Raw genomic sequence first — 15,639 nt, 5'->3', positions numbered from 1 at the left:
TTGCAGCACCGAAGTGGTGCTGCAGGGCTTTGGTTCAACCCTGACGATGCTGGACACGCGCGGCGCAGGTGATGGCGGCGGCTACGGCGGCGGGCAGGGCGAGAGCGGCGGCGGTCAAGGGCAAGGCAGCGGCGGGCAGGGGGGCGACGTAGATGATGAAATCCCGTTCTGATAAAACCACCAGGCATGTGGTGACACATTCCGGAATGCGGCAATGCAAAAGGCCCCGTCGATTAATCGCCGGGGCCTTTTTTGCACAAGCAACTGACCATGGATTGCCCGGGTCGCTCAGCGGAAAATCACATTTACGTCACAGGGCCATTACGGGCGCACCGCTTGTGATCTGCTGTCCGGGCACAAACGGTCTAAACAGTTACTGGTGTGATCAATGTGGCAATGTAGTCCCTGGTGCCCTGATCCCACTCTGTCGGGTCCTCCCCGTGCGCTAGCTGTGCGTGTAGCTCAACCAGCTTCCAGACTTCCGCTTTGGTGGCGGCCACGACACTGGCCGGGCAGTCCTCCATTCCTTCACAGTCCCTGCAGGCGTATGAAAATGCGTTTGGCATAGCTCCCTCCTGATTTATCTCAGGGTAGCTGCTTGGGTATAAATTCTCAATCCAGGCACATGGGCTAGGTTCAAACCAGCGCACTGGGACCTCGTTTTAAACAGACGATGCCGTAGCGCTGCACAACAGCGCCCCGGCATCGTCTGTAACCTGTGCCGTAGCGCTGCTCAGGCGTCGCGCTGGGCGATCCAGTCGTGGTCGGGGTCATTTTTAAAGCGCCATTTGCGCAGCGGGCCGGCCATCACGTTGAGGTAATACATCTCGTAGCCGTAAGGCGCACCGCAAGGGTGGTGGCCTTTGGGCACCAGCACCACGTCGCCGCTTTTCACCGCCATGGTTTCGTCGAGCTCGCCGTCCTCAGTGTAGACGCGCTGAATGCCAAACCCCTGACCGGGGTTGAGCCGGTGGTAATAGGTCTCTTCCAGATAGGTCATATCGGGGAAATTGTCTTCGTCATGGCGGTGGCTGGGGTAGCTGGACCAGTTGCCATTCGGAGTGAACACTTCAGTCACCAGCAGGCTGTCGGCAACGTCACGGCCTTCCATGGCGATATTGTTGATGTAACGGGTGTTCTGGCCTTTGCCGCGTGGGGTCAGCTCAATTCCCTCCGGGCCGATCTGTGCGGCTTCATGGCCGGAGTGACCAGGGGCAGTGCAGACTGCCAGCGTGCATCTGGTGGTGGCTTTGGCTGACCAGTCGGTGCCGTTGGGCACATAGAGGCAATGGGGCGGTGTCTTTTCAAACACATCCATACGGTCGCCCATCTCGCCATAATCCTTGCCAGCGGCGCTCAGTTCGGTTTTGCCTTCGACGATGACCAGGATGACTTCGCGATCACCGGTGACTTCAGAGACCTCATCGCCTGGCTCAAGGTGATAGAGACCAAAGCCGACGTAACCCCAGCCAGCAGATTCAGCGGTAATATCGTGGACTTTGCCACTGGTGGCAGTGGGTTTTCGTAGCAGATCAGGCATCATCATCCCTTTCGGATGGGTCTTCCTGCCGCGGCAGAAAGAAGAATTTAGTGGCGCACCAGGCGGCCATGGCCAGGAACAGGATTGACCAGAAGATCTCGCCGGTCAGAAACTCGAATATCCCCCAGCCCAGGGCCACAAAGGTGACGGTCAGCCGCAGCCAGCGACGCTTGAACCAGGGGTGATCGAGGTCAATAAGCGCCATTGGCTCAGCTCAGGCCAGCGTCAGAGGCAAAGGCTTTCAGTGCTTTCAGGCCCATAGACTGATATTCAAACGGGTTGCGAACGTCGGGGTCCTGTTCGGCCTCAATCACCAGCCAGCCCTGATACCCATGCTCCGCTGCCACTTTCAGCACCGGCAGGAAATCCACGGCGCCTTCCGCATCCCCTGGCACGGTAAAGACACCACGGCGCACACCTTCCAGGAAGGAGAGACCTTCGTCGCGCACCTGCTTCATCACGTCAGGGCGTACGTTTTTTGCATGCAGATGGGCGGTACGTGCCATGTGGCGGGCGCCGACCTCTGCTGGGTCGCCACCGCCAAACAGGCAGTGCCCGGTGTCAAACAACAGCTTTGTGGCCGGGCCGGTGACCTCCATGAAACGGTCGATTTCCGCAGGTGTTTCGACCACGGTGCCCATGTGGTGGTGATAGACCAGGGTGATGCCCTGATCGGCACAATATTCGGCAATCGCTTCGACATCGGCGCCGAACTTTTCCCACGCGTCCGCTGCCAGGTTGGGCTTTTCGTTCACCGCTGTGTCGTCCGCGCCGTGGATGGCGTTGGAGGTCTCACAGGTGATGCAAACTTTACAGCCCTGTGATTTCAGCAGGTCCAGATGGGGCTGGATCGCCTGTTTTTCATCCTCAACCGAATGGGTCAGCAGGTTGAGGGAATGCCAGCCGGAGATGAACTTCAACCCGTGGGGTTTGAGCACAGCGCTGAGCGCGTCCCCGGTGGTAGGCATTTTATGGCCCTTTTCAATTCCGTCAAAACCGATTTCAGCGGTTTCAGACAGGCATTGCTCCAGCGTGATATGGGCGCCGAGGCTCTGGTCGTCATCATTGGACCAGGCAATGGGATTGGTGCCAAACAGGATCATTGGGTATTCCGTTCATTCCGGGCCACGACGTATTTGTCGTGGGCTTCTCTTACTTCTTTGCGCTCAGACACTTCTGGCACCGCGACTTCCCACCAGGAGCCGCCGGCCTCGGTGGACGGGTACGGGTCGGTGTCAACAACGATGACTTCGACGCCTTTGCCAGTACGCTCGGAAAGCGCCTGTTCCAGCTCGGCGACTGAGGCGACCTTGCGCGACTTTGCCCCCATCGATTCGGTGTGTTTCACAAAATCGATGGCTGAGGCATTCACGTGGTGGCTGTGGTCCAGCATGTTGTTGAACTCAGCGCCGCCGGTGCCCATCTGCAGCCGGTTGATACAGCCATAGCCGCGGTTGTCGGTGACGATCAGAGTAAAATCGATCCCCATCATCACAGCGGTCGCCAGTTCTGAATTGGCCATCATATAGGTGCCGTCGCCGGTGAAACAGATCACCTCGCGCCCGGGCTGCGCCATTTTGATGCCCATGGCGCCGGCAATCTCATAGCCCATGCAGGAAAAACCGTATTCCATGTGATAGGCGCCGGGGTTGTAGGACTTCCACAGCTTGTGCAGTTCGCCCGGCATGGTGCCGGCGGCAGACATCACCACGGTGTCCTCATTGGCGGCCCGCTGAACTGCGCCGATGACCTGCATGTCTGTGGGCAGGTGCGAGGCGTCATTGGGCGCGGCAGTGACCGCGTCCACCTCAGCGTACCAGTCGGCCTGCAGATTGGGCGCGGAGTCTTCAGCGCGGTAATCACCAAGACCGGATGACAGTTTTTCCAGGCCAACACGGGCATCAGCCACCAGCGACACCGCATCATGTTTCATGGCGTCCCAGGGCTGAATGTTCAGCGCCAGCAGTTTGCGCTCGGGGTTCTTGAACAGCGACCAGGACCCGGTGGTGAAATCCTGGAACCGGGTGCCGACACCAATGACCAGATCCGCATCACCGCAGACCGCGTTGGCGCTGTCAGAGCCGGTGACACCGACCGGGCCAAAGGCCATCGGGTGGTTCCATTTCAATACCGATTTGCCAGCCTGGGTTTCCACCACCGGCACGTTATGTTTTTGTGCAAAGTCACGCAGCGCGTCACAGGCCGCAGAGAAATGCACGCCACCACCGGCAACGATCACCGGATTTTTCGCGGCATTGATCAGAGCCACTGCACGCGCCAGTTCACCCTGGTCGGGTTCCGGGCGGCGGCTGGACCAGGTTTTGGGCTCAAACATCGACGCGGGATAATCCCAGGCCTGGGCCTGCACGTCCTGGCAGAACGCCAGTGTCGCCGGGCCGCAGTCCGCCGGATCCGTCATGGCGCGGAACGCCCGCGGCAAAGCGGTGATCAGTTGTTCAGGGCGGGTGATGCGGTCAAAATAGCGGCTGACCGGTTTGAAACAGTCATTGGCGGTCACGGTGCCGTCGTTGAAGTCTTCAATCTGCTGCAGCACGGGATCCGGACCCCGGCTGGCAAAGACGTCGCCCGGGATCAGCAGAACCGGCAGCCGGTTCACATGCGCCAGCGCTGCGGCGGTGACCATATTGGTGCCACCTGGCCCGATTGAGGACGTCACCGCCATCGTCCGTTTGCGCCCGGATTGTTTGGCATAGGCAATCGCCGCATGAGCCATGGTTTGTTCATTATGGCCGCGATATGTGGGCAGGTTGTCTTTGACGTGGTACAGCGCCTCGCCAAGGCCTGCGACATTGCCGTGGCCAAAAATGGCCCAGACACCTTCGATGATACGGTCGCCATCGTCATTGAACTGGTTTTCGAGATAGCGGACAAGCGCCTGTGCGGCGGTCAGACGGATTGTTTTCATGCGTCTTCTCCCTGAACTGCAGCGCGGGCGGTGTCCCAGGCATTGCAGAGTTTTTCAAATTTGCCAGCCATCTGATCGATGGCTTCTTCATTGGTGATGGCCCCGGTCATCCAGGCACGCGCCGCGTCACCAAAAATGGTGCGTCCGACGGCAAACCCTTTGACGAGGTCAAATTTTGCGGCCAGCGCAAAGGAGGCCTCGAGTTCAGCAGCCGGTGCATCAAGCCCCAGTACCACGATACCGCGGGTGTTGGTATCGTTGCGGGTGATGGCATCCACCGCACCGGCCCAGGCCGCCTCGGTTTTGAACGGCTCCAGTTTCCACCAGTCAGGATAGACGCCAAGATCGTAGAAACGCTGGATAATGTCCGGTGTGGTGGCATCATTGGTCGGCGCAACCTTGGACGGGATCACTTCGAGCAGCATTTCCAGATTGTTACGGCGGCAGCTGTGGTACAGGCGCACAACGGTGTCTTCCTGCTCTGCTTTCATCTCGTCCGTATCATCAGGATGATAGAAACACAGCACTTTGACCACGTGTGCACGCGGCCATTCGGAAAGGCCCCCAAAATCGGGACCAATTTCAGGTTCCAGTGTCAGCGGGCGCGAGCCGGGCCATTCCACTGGATGCCCGATCCACAGCCCCTGCCCTGCGGCTTTGTACAGCGCGCCCCGGCCGAGGCGGGAATCACAGAGCAGACCATATCCGGGCTGGCCCTGGGCAACCTCTCCAAGCGCATCAAGACAGAGGTTTTTGAACGCACCGATTTTGGCTTCGGTGGCGCCATCCATCTCTTCAAACTGAAGCCGGTGATCAAACGCAAGCACCCGCATTGTGGACCAGTCACCTTTGCGGTTGGTCGCCCAATGCACCTGTTCCAGCTCTTTGTCCTTACGCAACGCGGGATTTTTCACGCCACGTTCGAGGAAAAAATCAAGTTCATCAATCGATGGGTATGCCGGGGTACAGCCGTGGCGGCTGACGGCAAATGCGCCGCAGGCATTGGCGAATTTCAGCGCTGTCGACCAATCTTCCCCAGTCAGCCAGCCCTTGAGCAGACCAGACATGAAACCGTCACCGGCGCCGAGCACATTAAAGACTTCAATCGCGAACCCTTCACCGGTGAGACCGTCATCTAAACTGGCGGGGATATCACCGCTGAACGCAACAGCGCCAAGCGCACCGCGTTTACAGACCAGCGTTGCACCAGAGACAGCACGCACGGCGCGCAGCGCTTCCATTGTATCGGTGGAGCCGCCGGCGATGTGGAATTCTTCTTCTGTGCCGACGATCAGGTCAAACAGGTGCAGCGTGGACATAAGTTTGTCGGTAACCGCCTGGCTTTCAACAAAGCGGCTTTCACCTTCGCCGTGACCGGCAACTCCCCAGAGATTGGGCCGGTAATCAATATCAAGAGCGGTCAGCGCGCCGGAGGCTTTGGCCAGCTTCAGCGCTTTCAGCGTCGCGGCCTCGACCTTGGGATGGCTGAGATGGGTGCCAGTCGCACAGACGCAGCGCGCCGAAGCGATGAAATCCGCATCGATATCGTCTTCGGTAATCGCCATATCGGCGCAGTTTTCGCGATAAAAGACCAGTGGGAACTGGTTCTCGTCGCGAATGCCCAGGATAACCAGCGCTGTCAGCCGTTCCGGGTCGGTGGTGACCGCAGTCACATCGACACCTTCGCGCTGCAACTGTTCGCGCACAAACCGGCCCATATGTTCATCGCCGACCCGGGTGATCAGCGCGGATTTCAGCCCCAGACGGGCGGTGCCGGCGGCGATATTGGTGGGAGAACCACCGAGGTATTTGTTGAACGAGCCCATGTCTTCAAGACGGCCGCCCACCTGGGCGCCGTAAAGATCGACAGAAGAGCGGCCAATGGTGATCAGATCAAGCGTTTTCATTTTGATGTCTCCCCCGTGCTCAGACCAGTTCCGTCAGGCTGACGGCGCGGCCCTCAGCCACAGATTTCAGCGCCGCTTCCGCCAGCGCCAGCGCGGCTTCACCGTCTTTTCCCGATGGGGTCGCTGCGGTGCCGTCATTGATTGCGGCAACAAATGCAGCGATTTCTGCGGCATAGGCTTCGGTGTAACGGGTCATGAAGAAATCATGCAGCGGCGGCCGGGTAAACCCGTCACCATTGGCGATCTCGATCGACACCGGGCGCTGATTTTCTGCCGCGATCATGCCGTCAGAGCCATGCACCTCGATGCGCTGGTCATAGCCATAAGTGGCGCGGCGGGAGTTGGAAATTACGCACTGGCGGCCCGAGCCGGTGGTTAGGATGACCGAGGCCGTGTCAAAATCATTGTGTTCCGCGACTTTGGCATCAACCAGGCAGGAGGCCGAAGCCTGCACCGTTGCGATCTCGTCGCCAAGCAGGAAACGTGCCATGTCGAAATCGTGGATCGTCATGTCGCGAAAAATACCGCCGGAGACATCGATATAGTCCAGTGGTGGCAGACCGGGATCACGCGAGGTGATATTGACCTGTTCCACTTTGCCAATCTTGCCGGTAGCAATTGCGTCTTTGACGGCCGCGAAATGCGGGTCAAAACGACGGTTGAAACCAAGCATCAAAGTGGCGCCGCAGTCTTCAACCACAGCAAGACATTCGCGCACCCGCTTCAGGTCCAGATCGATCGGCTTCTCGCAAAAGATCGCTTTGCCGGCACGGGCGAATTTTTCGATCAGATCGGCATGGGTATTGGTCGGGGTGCAGATCACCACCGCATCAATATCATCCGCTGCCAGGATCGCATCCACCGTACGCACGTCGCAGCCATATTCGCCGGCAACCTCATTGGCGGCAGCTTCAAACGCGTCGGCAACTGCAACCAGCGTCGCGTTGCTCTGACCGGCGATGGCTTTGGCGTGAACACGTCCGATGCGGCCTGCGCCGAGAAGTCCGATACGAGTCATAATGTAGTCCTTTACTTGAGAAGCCCGGGGTGGTCCCCCCGTGATCCTGTTCTTGAGCTGAGGCAGCTGCCGCTTTGACAACAGAAATGCAACCGGTTGCAAAAATACGCAAGCGCTAATTTCAAATGGTGTGAAAATTCGCGGATAATCGCAGATTATGAATGATAAGCGCGGGTATCCACGTCGTTTCAGCGCCAGGCGGCTTCCAGCGACTAGGAGCTTGGCAGCAGCAACAAAATGAAGATATGTAGATCCGGAACCCGATCACGCGGCTGCTTCGCCAGCGCTTCATTTCAGAAAGAACAGGCATGTACTCACTCTGGCTCACATTTTCTGCCGCGGACCAGAAGCGGCTGCAACAAGCAGTGTCCTGCCTGGCACAGGCGACGGGAGCGCCCGTTTTTGCACCCCATATTACGTTGGTCGGAGAGATTGACCGCCCGCTGGAAGATATCAGCCGCGCCTGTGAAGAGATTTGCGCGTCCCTGGGTGCCGGCGGTGTGACGATTACGTCTCTGGGCCGTGGCGACAGCTATTTCATGGCGCTTTACCTGAACGCCACCCTGCCCGCCGTATTGCAACACGCCCGCAGTGAACTGGCGGAGCGGTTGCTGGACGATTCCAACCGCATTGACCCCGCACATATCAGTCTTGCTTATGGTGGTGACGCACTGGCCACGCTGGCGCTGGCGGATACGGTGTCGCAGGAATTCATTGGCGGGCCGCTGCAAGCTGAACGAATAGAGATTGTACGGTCTTCGCGCGACATCCCGGTAAAGGACTGGCGCAGGGTCGCATCCTTCGACTTGTCCGCCGCCGTTTTTGGCTGAAGGGGCGATCATTGCAGCACCACCGCGACTGCGTTTTTCAGAATTCATGTTGCGCTGCCGGATCCCCGTCAGAGCGCGTATATCTTATCGCGTAACCGCGTCCGGATACGCGGAGATGGCCGGCACATTTTCCGGCGAGGCCTTGCCGGAATCACTGCGCACGGCACTGGCACCGGACAATACAAAAATTACACCTGCTGCTGCCAAAATCGCTTTCACTGTCCCACTTGCCTCCCACTGAACTCCCGTATTTATCTGAGGCAAAGATAAATGCAGGATTAACATTCAGTTGTTTTGGCGGAGAAATTAACGTCTGGTTAAGCGGCGTTAACATTGTTGCAACTCAACGCGCAAGTATCAGATCTACCCGCAGCCCACCAAGAGAAGCGCTTGAGCCAAGGCGGAGTGAGCCGCCGTGCCCGCGGGCAATATCATTGGCAATCGACAGTCCCAGCCCCACACCACCGCCATCGTTCTGATTGCGGGCCTGATCCAGGCGGGCAAACGGTTTCAGCGCTTCATCGCGCTTTTCTGCCGGTATGCCGGGGCCGTCATCTTCCACAGAAAATACCAGCGCACGGTCGCTCATCATATAGCTCAGCCTGGCGCAACTGCCGTGGCGCAGCGCATTGCCGATCAGGTTTTCAAGCGCCCGCCCCACCGCCAGGGGCCGCAATGACAGCGTACCTTCGCCGCTGCACTTCCCCACGAACACCTCGCCGCTCATGGCCAGGCGTGAAACCAGATCCTGCACAAGCCCTGCCGGGTCGGTTATTTGCGGATTGTCCAGGGATTCGCCCTTGGCGAAGGACAGGAATTCATCAAGAAGCCGCTCCATATCATTGATATCACGCGACATATCCCGGGTATCATCGCAGTCATCCATCATCGACAAATGCAGTTTCAACCGGGTAAGGGGCGTACGCAAATCATGGCTGACACCGGACAGCATCATGGTGCGCTGTTCGATCTGGCGCTCAATACGGCCCCGCATGTCGAGAAAGGCCATGCCAGCCGCCCGCACTTCGGTGGCGCCAAGTGGTTTATACGACACGCTGCGCCCCTTGCCGAAATCCTCTGCAGCCCGGGCAAGACGGCGGATCGGGCGCAGCTGATTGCGCAGGAAAATGATGGAAATCGCTGCCATCAGCGCCCCGGTCACCGCCATCAGCACCAGAAACTGATGCGGGTTTCTGGCCGACACCCGGTCGCGGCGAAAATCAACCTGAAACGGGCCGTAGCGGGTGATAAAGCGCAGCTGCACCCGGCCTTCGTCCGAGGCCAGATCAATCTGGCGCAGGTTGGGAAACCGGGCGCGCAGAACGCCGATCACCACCCGGCCGGAAAAATCATACCAACGATACAAATTGTCAGTTTGTTCCGGTGTCGAGATAAATTTCGTACTGAGTTCCAGCGGCACGCCATACCGGCTGGCAGCGATTGCCGCAGCATCAATATCACTCGCCGCCCCCACCTGGCTTAGCAAGGCGGCCAGTTCCAGTTCGATATCATTGGTCATCTGCACGGTGACACGTTCAAAATGGCGTTGAACAAACACCACCGAGACCACCAGTTGCAACATGATGATCGGCATCAGCAGAATAAGAACGGCACGGCCATAAAGACCACGGGGCATATAGCGTTTGAGCCAGGCAAAGAACATCTGTTAGGACTACCGCGCAGAGGGACGATTTGGAAAGGGTGAAAGATGGATGGCACGCAGGTAATCAGCACGCCGCAACAGGGGCTGCGCTGCGTTCTGGCACCCAATGCCTCGCCGATGACACATTGGGGCACCAATACGTTTCTGGTCGGGCAAGGTGAGGTCGCGGTGATCGACCCCGGCCCGGCACTGCCAGAACATCAGGCGCGCATTCTGGAAGCGCTGGCTCCGGGCGAGCGTATCAGCCATATTTTTATTACCCATTCCCATCTCGATCACTCGCCGCTGGCGCGCGCCTTGTCCGAAGCCACCGGCGCGCCGGTTCTGGCCTTTGGTGACAGTCTGGCGGGCAAGTCTGAGGCGATGCAGCAGCTGGCGGACCAGGGGCTCACCGGTGGCGGCGAAGGGGTTGATCACGATTTTGCCCCTGACGTGCTGTTGGCTGACGGAGAAGAGATCAGCCATGGCGACTGGAGCCTGCGGGCGATGTGGACACCAGGCCATTTCGGCAATCACCTGTGTTTTGAATGGGGGGACGCGGTGTTTACCGGAGATCTGGTGATGGGCTGGGCCAGCTCGCTGGTATCGCCGCCCGATGGTGATCTGAGCGATTTTATGGGCTCCTGTGCCCGCCTGGCCGCGGTTGACGCCCGCATTCACTACCCGGCCCATGGCGCGCCGATCCATGACCCGGCGGCACGGCTGGACTGGCTGATCGCTCACCGGCGCAAACGTGAAGATGATGTTCTGCTGGCGCTTACGCAGGCAGATGAACAAAGTCTCGCTGTGCTGACCGCGCGGGTCTATGCCGATATTGATGCCAGGATGTGGCCGATCGCAGAGCGCAATTGCTTTGCACATCTGATTGATCTGGTTGGTAAAAAACGAGCCGCCGCCCGGCCTGAACTTTCGGTGGATGCGATGTTTTCAATTTCTGAGTAAAAAATAGGAACTTTTGAAATTTTGCCGCAAAATCCGCTTGCGCCCTCCGGAACCCCTGGCTATATCAGCCTCATGTTCCGACGTAGCTCAGTGGTAGAGCAGTTGACTGTTAATCAATTGGTCGTAGGTTCGACCCCTACCGTCGGAGCCATAAAAAGCCCTTAACCTCAATCGGTTAAGGGCTTTTTGGCTTTTTAGATCCGCCGGGAATTTTGACTTGTCACCGAACCTGTCACCGGACAAAGCACACTGCAGGACAAACCGGATTGCAAGTTCGTGAACACTGGTCGATCCCGGTAATCGTCTCCAGATATTCCAAAGTTTTCAAATTCTTGGGAAACCCACACGCGTGGTTCCCCCAAGCGTTAACGCTCGTTTGAACGGCCTATATTGCAACACCATATATTTTGAATATTAAGTGGTTATCCGCAATGTTGGATTCCGCAGTGATGATCACGGTTGGTTGGAGCAACCTCCTGAGCCACGCGCCACTTCCAGCCGCAGTAATTTGGTCGGACAACGTCAATTGGGCGCCCTCGCCAACAGTATTAACTGCGTGCAAAAAAGCTGCCGAGACTAAAATGAGTGGCGCCAAATAACGACAGCCCCATTTCAAACGATGTCAGCGTCGGACCCTATATCTATTGGTGGAAAAGAGTCTCGGCCGTGAAGCCACGCTCAAAACGCGAGCCAGTTGTAGAAATCATATCTGGCAACTGCAATGACCGAACTATTTCATCCAAGGTGAGTGAAACAAAAAACGAAACCACGCGCCGGCCAGAATGATTTTCTAAGCGCTTCATCCCGGTTCCAAAGCCCTCGCTCCCTGCACCACAATAGCGTCGCTTGTTCTTGCGCAACGTGAGGCAACCCTGTGCTCAGGCTAACTGGCCTGAGCACAGGTATAACCAGCGCCTACTTTTTTACATTCGTCCAAATCTTGTCGTAGATTGCCTGAGTTTGTGCGTCGCACACCTCAATGAACGTAGCCGGTCCGGCCTCCGCGGGCGGGTTTGCCTCTGGCAGAGTGCGAAGGGCTTCGCCAAGCAATGGAGCAACGCCTTCAACACCTGCAGAATATTGGGTCCAGTTCGTCAGCGCTGCGACATTTTCCGGATCAAGCAGGAAGTCCATGAATTTGAGAGCGTTATCGCGGTTCGGAGCGTCCTTCAGCAAAACAACGTTGTCCATCCAGGCAATGTAGCCCTGTTTCGGATAGGCGTATTCTACATTTGCACCTTCTTCACGCGCTTTGGCCGAGAAACCGTTATAGATCATGCCTGCTGCAGCGTCACCGGATACCAACACTTCTTTCGCGGTATCAGAGTTGAATGATGCCCAATAGGTTTTGGCTTCCTGCAGCATCGCGTCCAACGCCCTCAATTGGTCCCGGTCGGTTGAGCACTGCGGAATGCCGAGATGCAACGATGCCATCGCCAGAACTTCACCCTGGCTGTCAAGCATGTTGACCTTGCCGGACAATTCGGCCGGCGGATTGAACAGGATGTCGGTGGTGTTAATGTCGCCCTGAAAGACGTCACGGTTCACGGCAAACGCTGTCGAGCCCCACTGGTAGGGGATCGAGTGCTTGCGGCCCGGATCAAAATCGACGTCCAGCCACTGAGCTTCGATGTTTCTTTTGTTGACAAGTTCTCCTTCGGCAATCGTGCCCAACAGGCCCTCGTTTGCCATGATCTTGACCATATAGTCGCCCGGCACCGATACATCATAGGTCCCGATCCCACCCGCTTTCAGCGAGGCCAACATGGCTTCGTTGGAGTCGTATGTGTCCATCACCACTTCGATGCCGGTCTCAGATGTGAACTTGGTCAGGAGTTCCTGAGGGATATACTCGAACCAGTGGTAAACAACCACTTTTTCTTCGGCCAGGGCAACGCTGGCTGACAATGCAATAGCGGATGCTGCAACCGTAGTTTTGAATAGGGTTTTCATAGAGTTCTCCATCTGTTGGGTTACTTTGTATTGTCTGTCTTGCTGACGAAGTATGAGATCGTGACCATGACGACCGACACGGCGAGCAGCATGGTCGAAATGGCCATAATGTTGGGCTTGATGCCCTGTTTCACTGCGCCGAAAATGGCTGTTGGCAGTGTTTCAATACCCGCGCCTTTGACGAAGTTGGTGATGATGAAATCGTCCAGCGAAACGATGAAAGAGAGCAGGTAACCAGAGATAATGCCGGGTGCCATCAAAGGGAGCAGGATCCTGGTGAAGACCTGTCGTTTGGTGGCATAGAGATCCATCGCGGCTTGCTCGTAGCTGTCCTCGATGCCTTGCATCCGTGCCGCGATCGGCAGGTAGGCAAAGGGGATGCAAAAGGCGATATGGGCTAACAGGATCGTCAGTAATCCGCGTTCAATGCCGATGTAGTTGAAAAAGATCAACGTCGCCACGGCAGTCACGATTTCCGGTACCATCAGCGGCAAAGAGATCAACCCGACAGAGACGGTACGCAGCCGGAACTTGCCGCCCCGCACGATGGCGGTCGCTGCCAGGGTCGCTATCGCTGTCGAGATTGTCGAAGCTACAATGGCGATCACAAAGCTGTTCCAGGCCGCCAGTTTGAATTTCGCGCTTTCGGGCCCGCTGAAAACATCGACGTACCAACGAAGCGAAAGTCCCTCCCATACGGTGATCGATTTTGACGCGTTGAAACTGTAGATCGTGACCACAATCAATGGTGCATAAAGAACCACCAGGCACAGTAGTGTCATGGCGCCGAAGCCGCGGTACGATTTGATGTCATATTTTGATTTTGCCATCACTTAGCCCTCCCGCTTCTCTGCTTTGGCCTGCTGGCGCGCGAAGATAAGTAAGATGATCAGAACCATGGTCAGCAGGATCATCGAGGCGGCGGCACCAAATGGCCAGTTGCCCGCATTGCCTTTGAACTGCTCTTCAATGAGCGAGCCGATCATGAAGTTCTTTGCCCCTCCCAGGAGATCTGGCGCGAGAAACGAGCCCAGTGACGGGACGAACACCAGGATACAACCTGCGATCACGCCAGGCTTTATAGCGGGCAACAGAATGCGCCGCAGGGCCACCCATTTGGTGGCATAAAGATCAGCCGCTGCTTCGCTCAAGGAAAAATTGTAGCGTTCAACAGAGGCATAAATCGGCAGGACCATGAAAGGCAGATATGAATAGAACAGCCCCAGCTGCACCGCGAAATTTGTGTTCACAATGTGAATTGGGCTGTCGATAAGACCGGTGGACATCAGGAAATCGTTCAGCGGCCCCTGATCGCGCAGCAGGAACTTCATCGAAACAGTCCGGATCAGCAGGTTGACCCAATAGGGGATGGTGACCAGGAAGACCCAGATTGGCCGAACCTTTTCAGGCCGTGTCGCAATGAAATAAGCGGTTGGAAAACCGATAATCAAGCTGAGAAGCGTGGCGGCACCCGCCTGCCAGATCGAGCGCCAGAAGATGGTGATATAGGTCCATTCGATACTTGGCGCTTCATCCCCGAACAGCCCGCGATCAAAGAAAAACTGATCGTAAGCCGCGAGGCTGAAGTCCCAGATCACCCCGCCCCTGAACTCCTTGGTCAGGAACGAGTAGATCAATATCATGGACACCGGGGCCAGAGACAGCACCAGGAGGACGAGCCAGGCTGGCATGAGCAACCAGGTACGTGCTTCCTTGTATGTGTCGGTGGTTACGCCGCCGCCGCGTGTTGCTCCCGCCGCCATCAGTCCGCGAGGAGGCGTGCCGCCCCCATCTCCATGTTGACGAACACTTCGTTTCCGGGTTCAAAAATGCGTTTGTTTCCGCGCTCGGAGTTAGACGTTCTGACGGTGAAGTTTGGCCCGTCCGCAAGGTTAATGATGGTCGTAATATCGGTGCCTGCGAAAATATTCTCCTGCACCCTGCCCTTCAGGCATCCGCCTTCTGTCGGATCGTCTGAAATAAACAGACGTTCCGGGCGCACGGACATATGGACCTTCGACCCGACACCAATGCCATCAACTTCATTGCAGGTCAGTTCGTGCCCGCCGCCAAGATGGCAGATCGCACGACCATTAATTATGTTGTCCACCGAGACTTCCAAAAGGTTGGTTTCTCCGATGAAATCAGCCACGAACTTATTGTGCGGGCGCTCGTAAATGTCCCGCGGCGCGCCCAGTTGCTGCAATTCGCCCTCGGACATGACCGCGATACGGTCGGACATGGTCAGCGCCTCTTCCTGATCGTGAGTCACAAAAATGAACGTAATACCGGTCTCGCGTTGCAAGTATTTCAGCTCCAGTTGCATCGACTTGCGAAGCTTCAGATCCAGCGCGGACAAAGGCTCGTCCAACAGCAAAACTTTCGGCTGCGGTGCAAGCGCACGCGCAAGCGCCACGCGCTGCTGCTGACCACCCGAAAGCTGCGACGGTTTGCGTGCAGCAAATTGCGACAATTGCACCAGCTCCAGCATTTCGCCAGCACGAGTGCGGGCCTGCGCCCTGGAATTGCCCCGCATTTCCAGGCCGAACGCCACATTTTCCAGGACCGTCATATGCGGAAACAATGCATAGTTCTGGAACACGGTGTTCACCGGGCGCTGATGCGGCGGCAAGTTCTCGATCTCGTCACCAAAAAGATAGATCTCGCCTTCGGTTACATCTTCAAATCCGGCGATCATGCGCAAAAGCGTTGTTTTGCCACAGCCGGAAGGGCCCAGAAGAGTGAAAAACTCGTTGTCCAGGATGGAAAGCGATATCTTCTTTAACGCGGTAAAATCGCCATAGCGCTTTACAGCGTCGCGGACGTCAATGGCTATTGATTGGTCTTCTGGCATGGTCCC

14 protein-coding genes, 1 tRNA gene and 1 pseudogene are annotated in these 15,639 nt (G+C 57.1%); 4 read left to right on the top strand and 12 right to left on the bottom strand.

All coding sequences use genetic code 11. From position 1 onward, the window contains the following. Window positions 1–172, top strand: a pseudogene (locus DWA01_RS20215) (single-stranded DNA-binding protein); the annotation flags it as partial. A gap of 193 nt (window positions 173–365) precedes the next feature. Here the strand turns inward: DWA01_RS20215 and DWA01_RS20210 are convergent. From DWA01_RS20210 to iolG, 7 genes are all read right to left on the bottom strand, one after another. After that, window positions 366–566 (bottom strand): DUF1059 domain-containing protein, encoded by a 201-nt coding sequence (locus tag DWA01_RS20210; RefSeq protein WP_114287612.1) that lies wholly within the window; start codon window positions 564–566, stop codon window positions 366–368. 167 nt (window positions 567–733) lie between these two features. Then, window positions 734–1,540 (bottom strand): 5-deoxy-glucuronate isomerase, encoded by an 807-nt coding sequence (gene iolB, locus DWA01_RS20205; RefSeq protein ID WP_114287615.1) that lies wholly within the window; start codon window positions 1,538–1,540, stop codon window positions 734–736. After that, on the bottom strand, window positions 1,533–1,745 hold the full coding sequence (locus tag DWA01_RS20200; RefSeq protein WP_200832629.1) for a hypothetical protein: 213 nt from the start codon (window positions 1,743–1,745) through the stop codon (window positions 1,533–1,535). Before DWA01_RS20200 ends, iolB begins: the two co-directional genes overlap by 8 nt. A 4-nt stretch (window positions 1,746–1,749) precedes the next feature. Continuing rightward, window positions 1,750–2,643, bottom strand: a complete 894-nt coding sequence (gene iolE / locus DWA01_RS20195) for a myo-inosose-2 dehydratase (protein WP_114287611.1) — start codon at window positions 2,641–2,643, stop codon at window positions 1,750–1,752. After that, window positions 2,640–4,466 (bottom strand): 3D-(3,5/4)-trihydroxycyclohexane-1,2-dione acylhydrolase (decyclizing), encoded by a 1,827-nt coding sequence (iolD, locus tag DWA01_RS20190; RefSeq protein WP_114287610.1) that lies wholly within the window; start codon window positions 4,464–4,466, stop codon window positions 2,640–2,642. Before iolD ends, iolE begins: the two co-directional genes overlap by 4 nt. After that, the gene (locus DWA01_RS20185; protein ID WP_114287609.1) at window positions 4,463–6,373 is read right to left on the bottom strand and encodes a bifunctional 5-dehydro-2-deoxygluconokinase/5-dehydro-2-deoxyphosphogluconate aldolase; all 1,911 of its coding nucleotides are present in this window, start codon (window positions 6,371–6,373) and stop codon (window positions 4,463–4,465) included. The genes iolD and DWA01_RS20185 overlap by 4 nt, the downstream gene beginning before the upstream one ends. A 19-nt stretch (window positions 6,374–6,392) precedes the next feature. Further along, window positions 6,393–7,391, bottom strand: a complete 999-nt coding sequence (gene iolG, locus DWA01_RS20180) for an inositol 2-dehydrogenase (RefSeq protein ID WP_200832628.1) — start codon at window positions 7,389–7,391, stop codon at window positions 6,393–6,395. Between the two features lie 308 nt (window positions 7,392–7,699). Here iolG and DWA01_RS20175 point away from each other — a divergent pair, with 308 nt between their 5' ends. After that, on the top strand, window positions 7,700–8,221 hold the full coding sequence (locus DWA01_RS20175; RefSeq protein WP_114287608.1) for a 2'-5' RNA ligase family protein: 522 nt from the start codon (window positions 7,700–7,702) through the stop codon (window positions 8,219–8,221). 343 nt (window positions 8,222–8,564) lie between these two features. Here the strand turns inward: DWA01_RS20175 and DWA01_RS20170 are convergent, their stop codons facing one another. Then, a complete protein-coding gene (locus DWA01_RS20170; RefSeq protein ID WP_114287607.1) occupies window positions 8,565–9,884 on the bottom strand; it encodes an ATP-binding protein in 1,320 nt (439 codons plus the stop codon). Window positions 9,885–9,929: 45 nt separating this feature from the next. Here DWA01_RS20170 and DWA01_RS20165 point away from each other — a divergent pair, with 45 nt between their 5' ends. Together DWA01_RS20165 and DWA01_RS20160 are read left to right on the top strand one after the other, a co-directional pair. Beyond that, the gene (locus DWA01_RS20165; RefSeq protein ID WP_114287606.1) at window positions 9,930–10,826 is read left to right on the top strand and encodes an MBL fold metallo-hydrolase; all 897 of its coding nucleotides are present in this window, start codon (window positions 9,930–9,932) and stop codon (window positions 10,824–10,826) included. Window positions 10,827–10,902: 76 nt separating this feature from the next. Next, window positions 10,903–10,977 (top strand) — tRNA-Asn (locus tag DWA01_RS20160). 764 nt (window positions 10,978–11,741) lie between these two features. Here DWA01_RS20160 and DWA01_RS20155 read toward each other — a convergent pair. The 4 genes from DWA01_RS20155 to DWA01_RS20140 are packed head-to-tail and all read right to left on the bottom strand — an operon-like array spanning window position 11,742 to window position 15,633. After that, window positions 11,742–12,779: an extracellular solute-binding protein gene (locus tag DWA01_RS20155; protein WP_114287605.1), complete on the bottom strand. Its 1,038-nt coding sequence runs from the start codon at window positions 12,777–12,779 to the stop codon at window positions 11,742–11,744. A 20-nt stretch (window positions 12,780–12,799) separates the two neighbouring features. Then, the gene (locus DWA01_RS20150) at window positions 12,800–13,609 is read right to left on the bottom strand and encodes an ABC transporter permease (protein ID WP_114287604.1); all 810 of its coding nucleotides are present in this window, start codon (window positions 13,607–13,609) and stop codon (window positions 12,800–12,802) included. Between the two features lie 3 nt (window positions 13,610–13,612). Further along, window positions 13,613–14,542 (bottom strand): ABC transporter permease, encoded by a 930-nt coding sequence (locus DWA01_RS20145; protein ID WP_114287603.1) that lies wholly within the window; start codon window positions 14,540–14,542, stop codon window positions 13,613–13,615. Further along, window positions 14,542–15,633: an ABC transporter ATP-binding protein gene (locus DWA01_RS20140; protein WP_114287602.1), complete on the bottom strand. Its 1,092-nt coding sequence runs from the start codon at window positions 15,631–15,633 to the stop codon at window positions 14,542–14,544. The genes DWA01_RS20145 and DWA01_RS20140 overlap by 1 nt, the downstream gene beginning before the upstream one ends. Between the last annotated feature and the right edge of the window lie 6 nt (window positions 15,634–15,639).

The organism is Candidatus Halocynthiibacter alkanivorans, assembly GCF_003333265.1.
In the GTDB taxonomy this organism is placed as follows: Bacteria; Pseudomonadota; Alphaproteobacteria; order Rhodobacterales; family Rhodobacteraceae; genus Halocyntiibacter_A; species Halocyntiibacter_A alkanivorans.
Note: the sequence above shows the minus strand (reverse complement) of the source record. Positions and strands in the feature narration are given on the sequence as shown.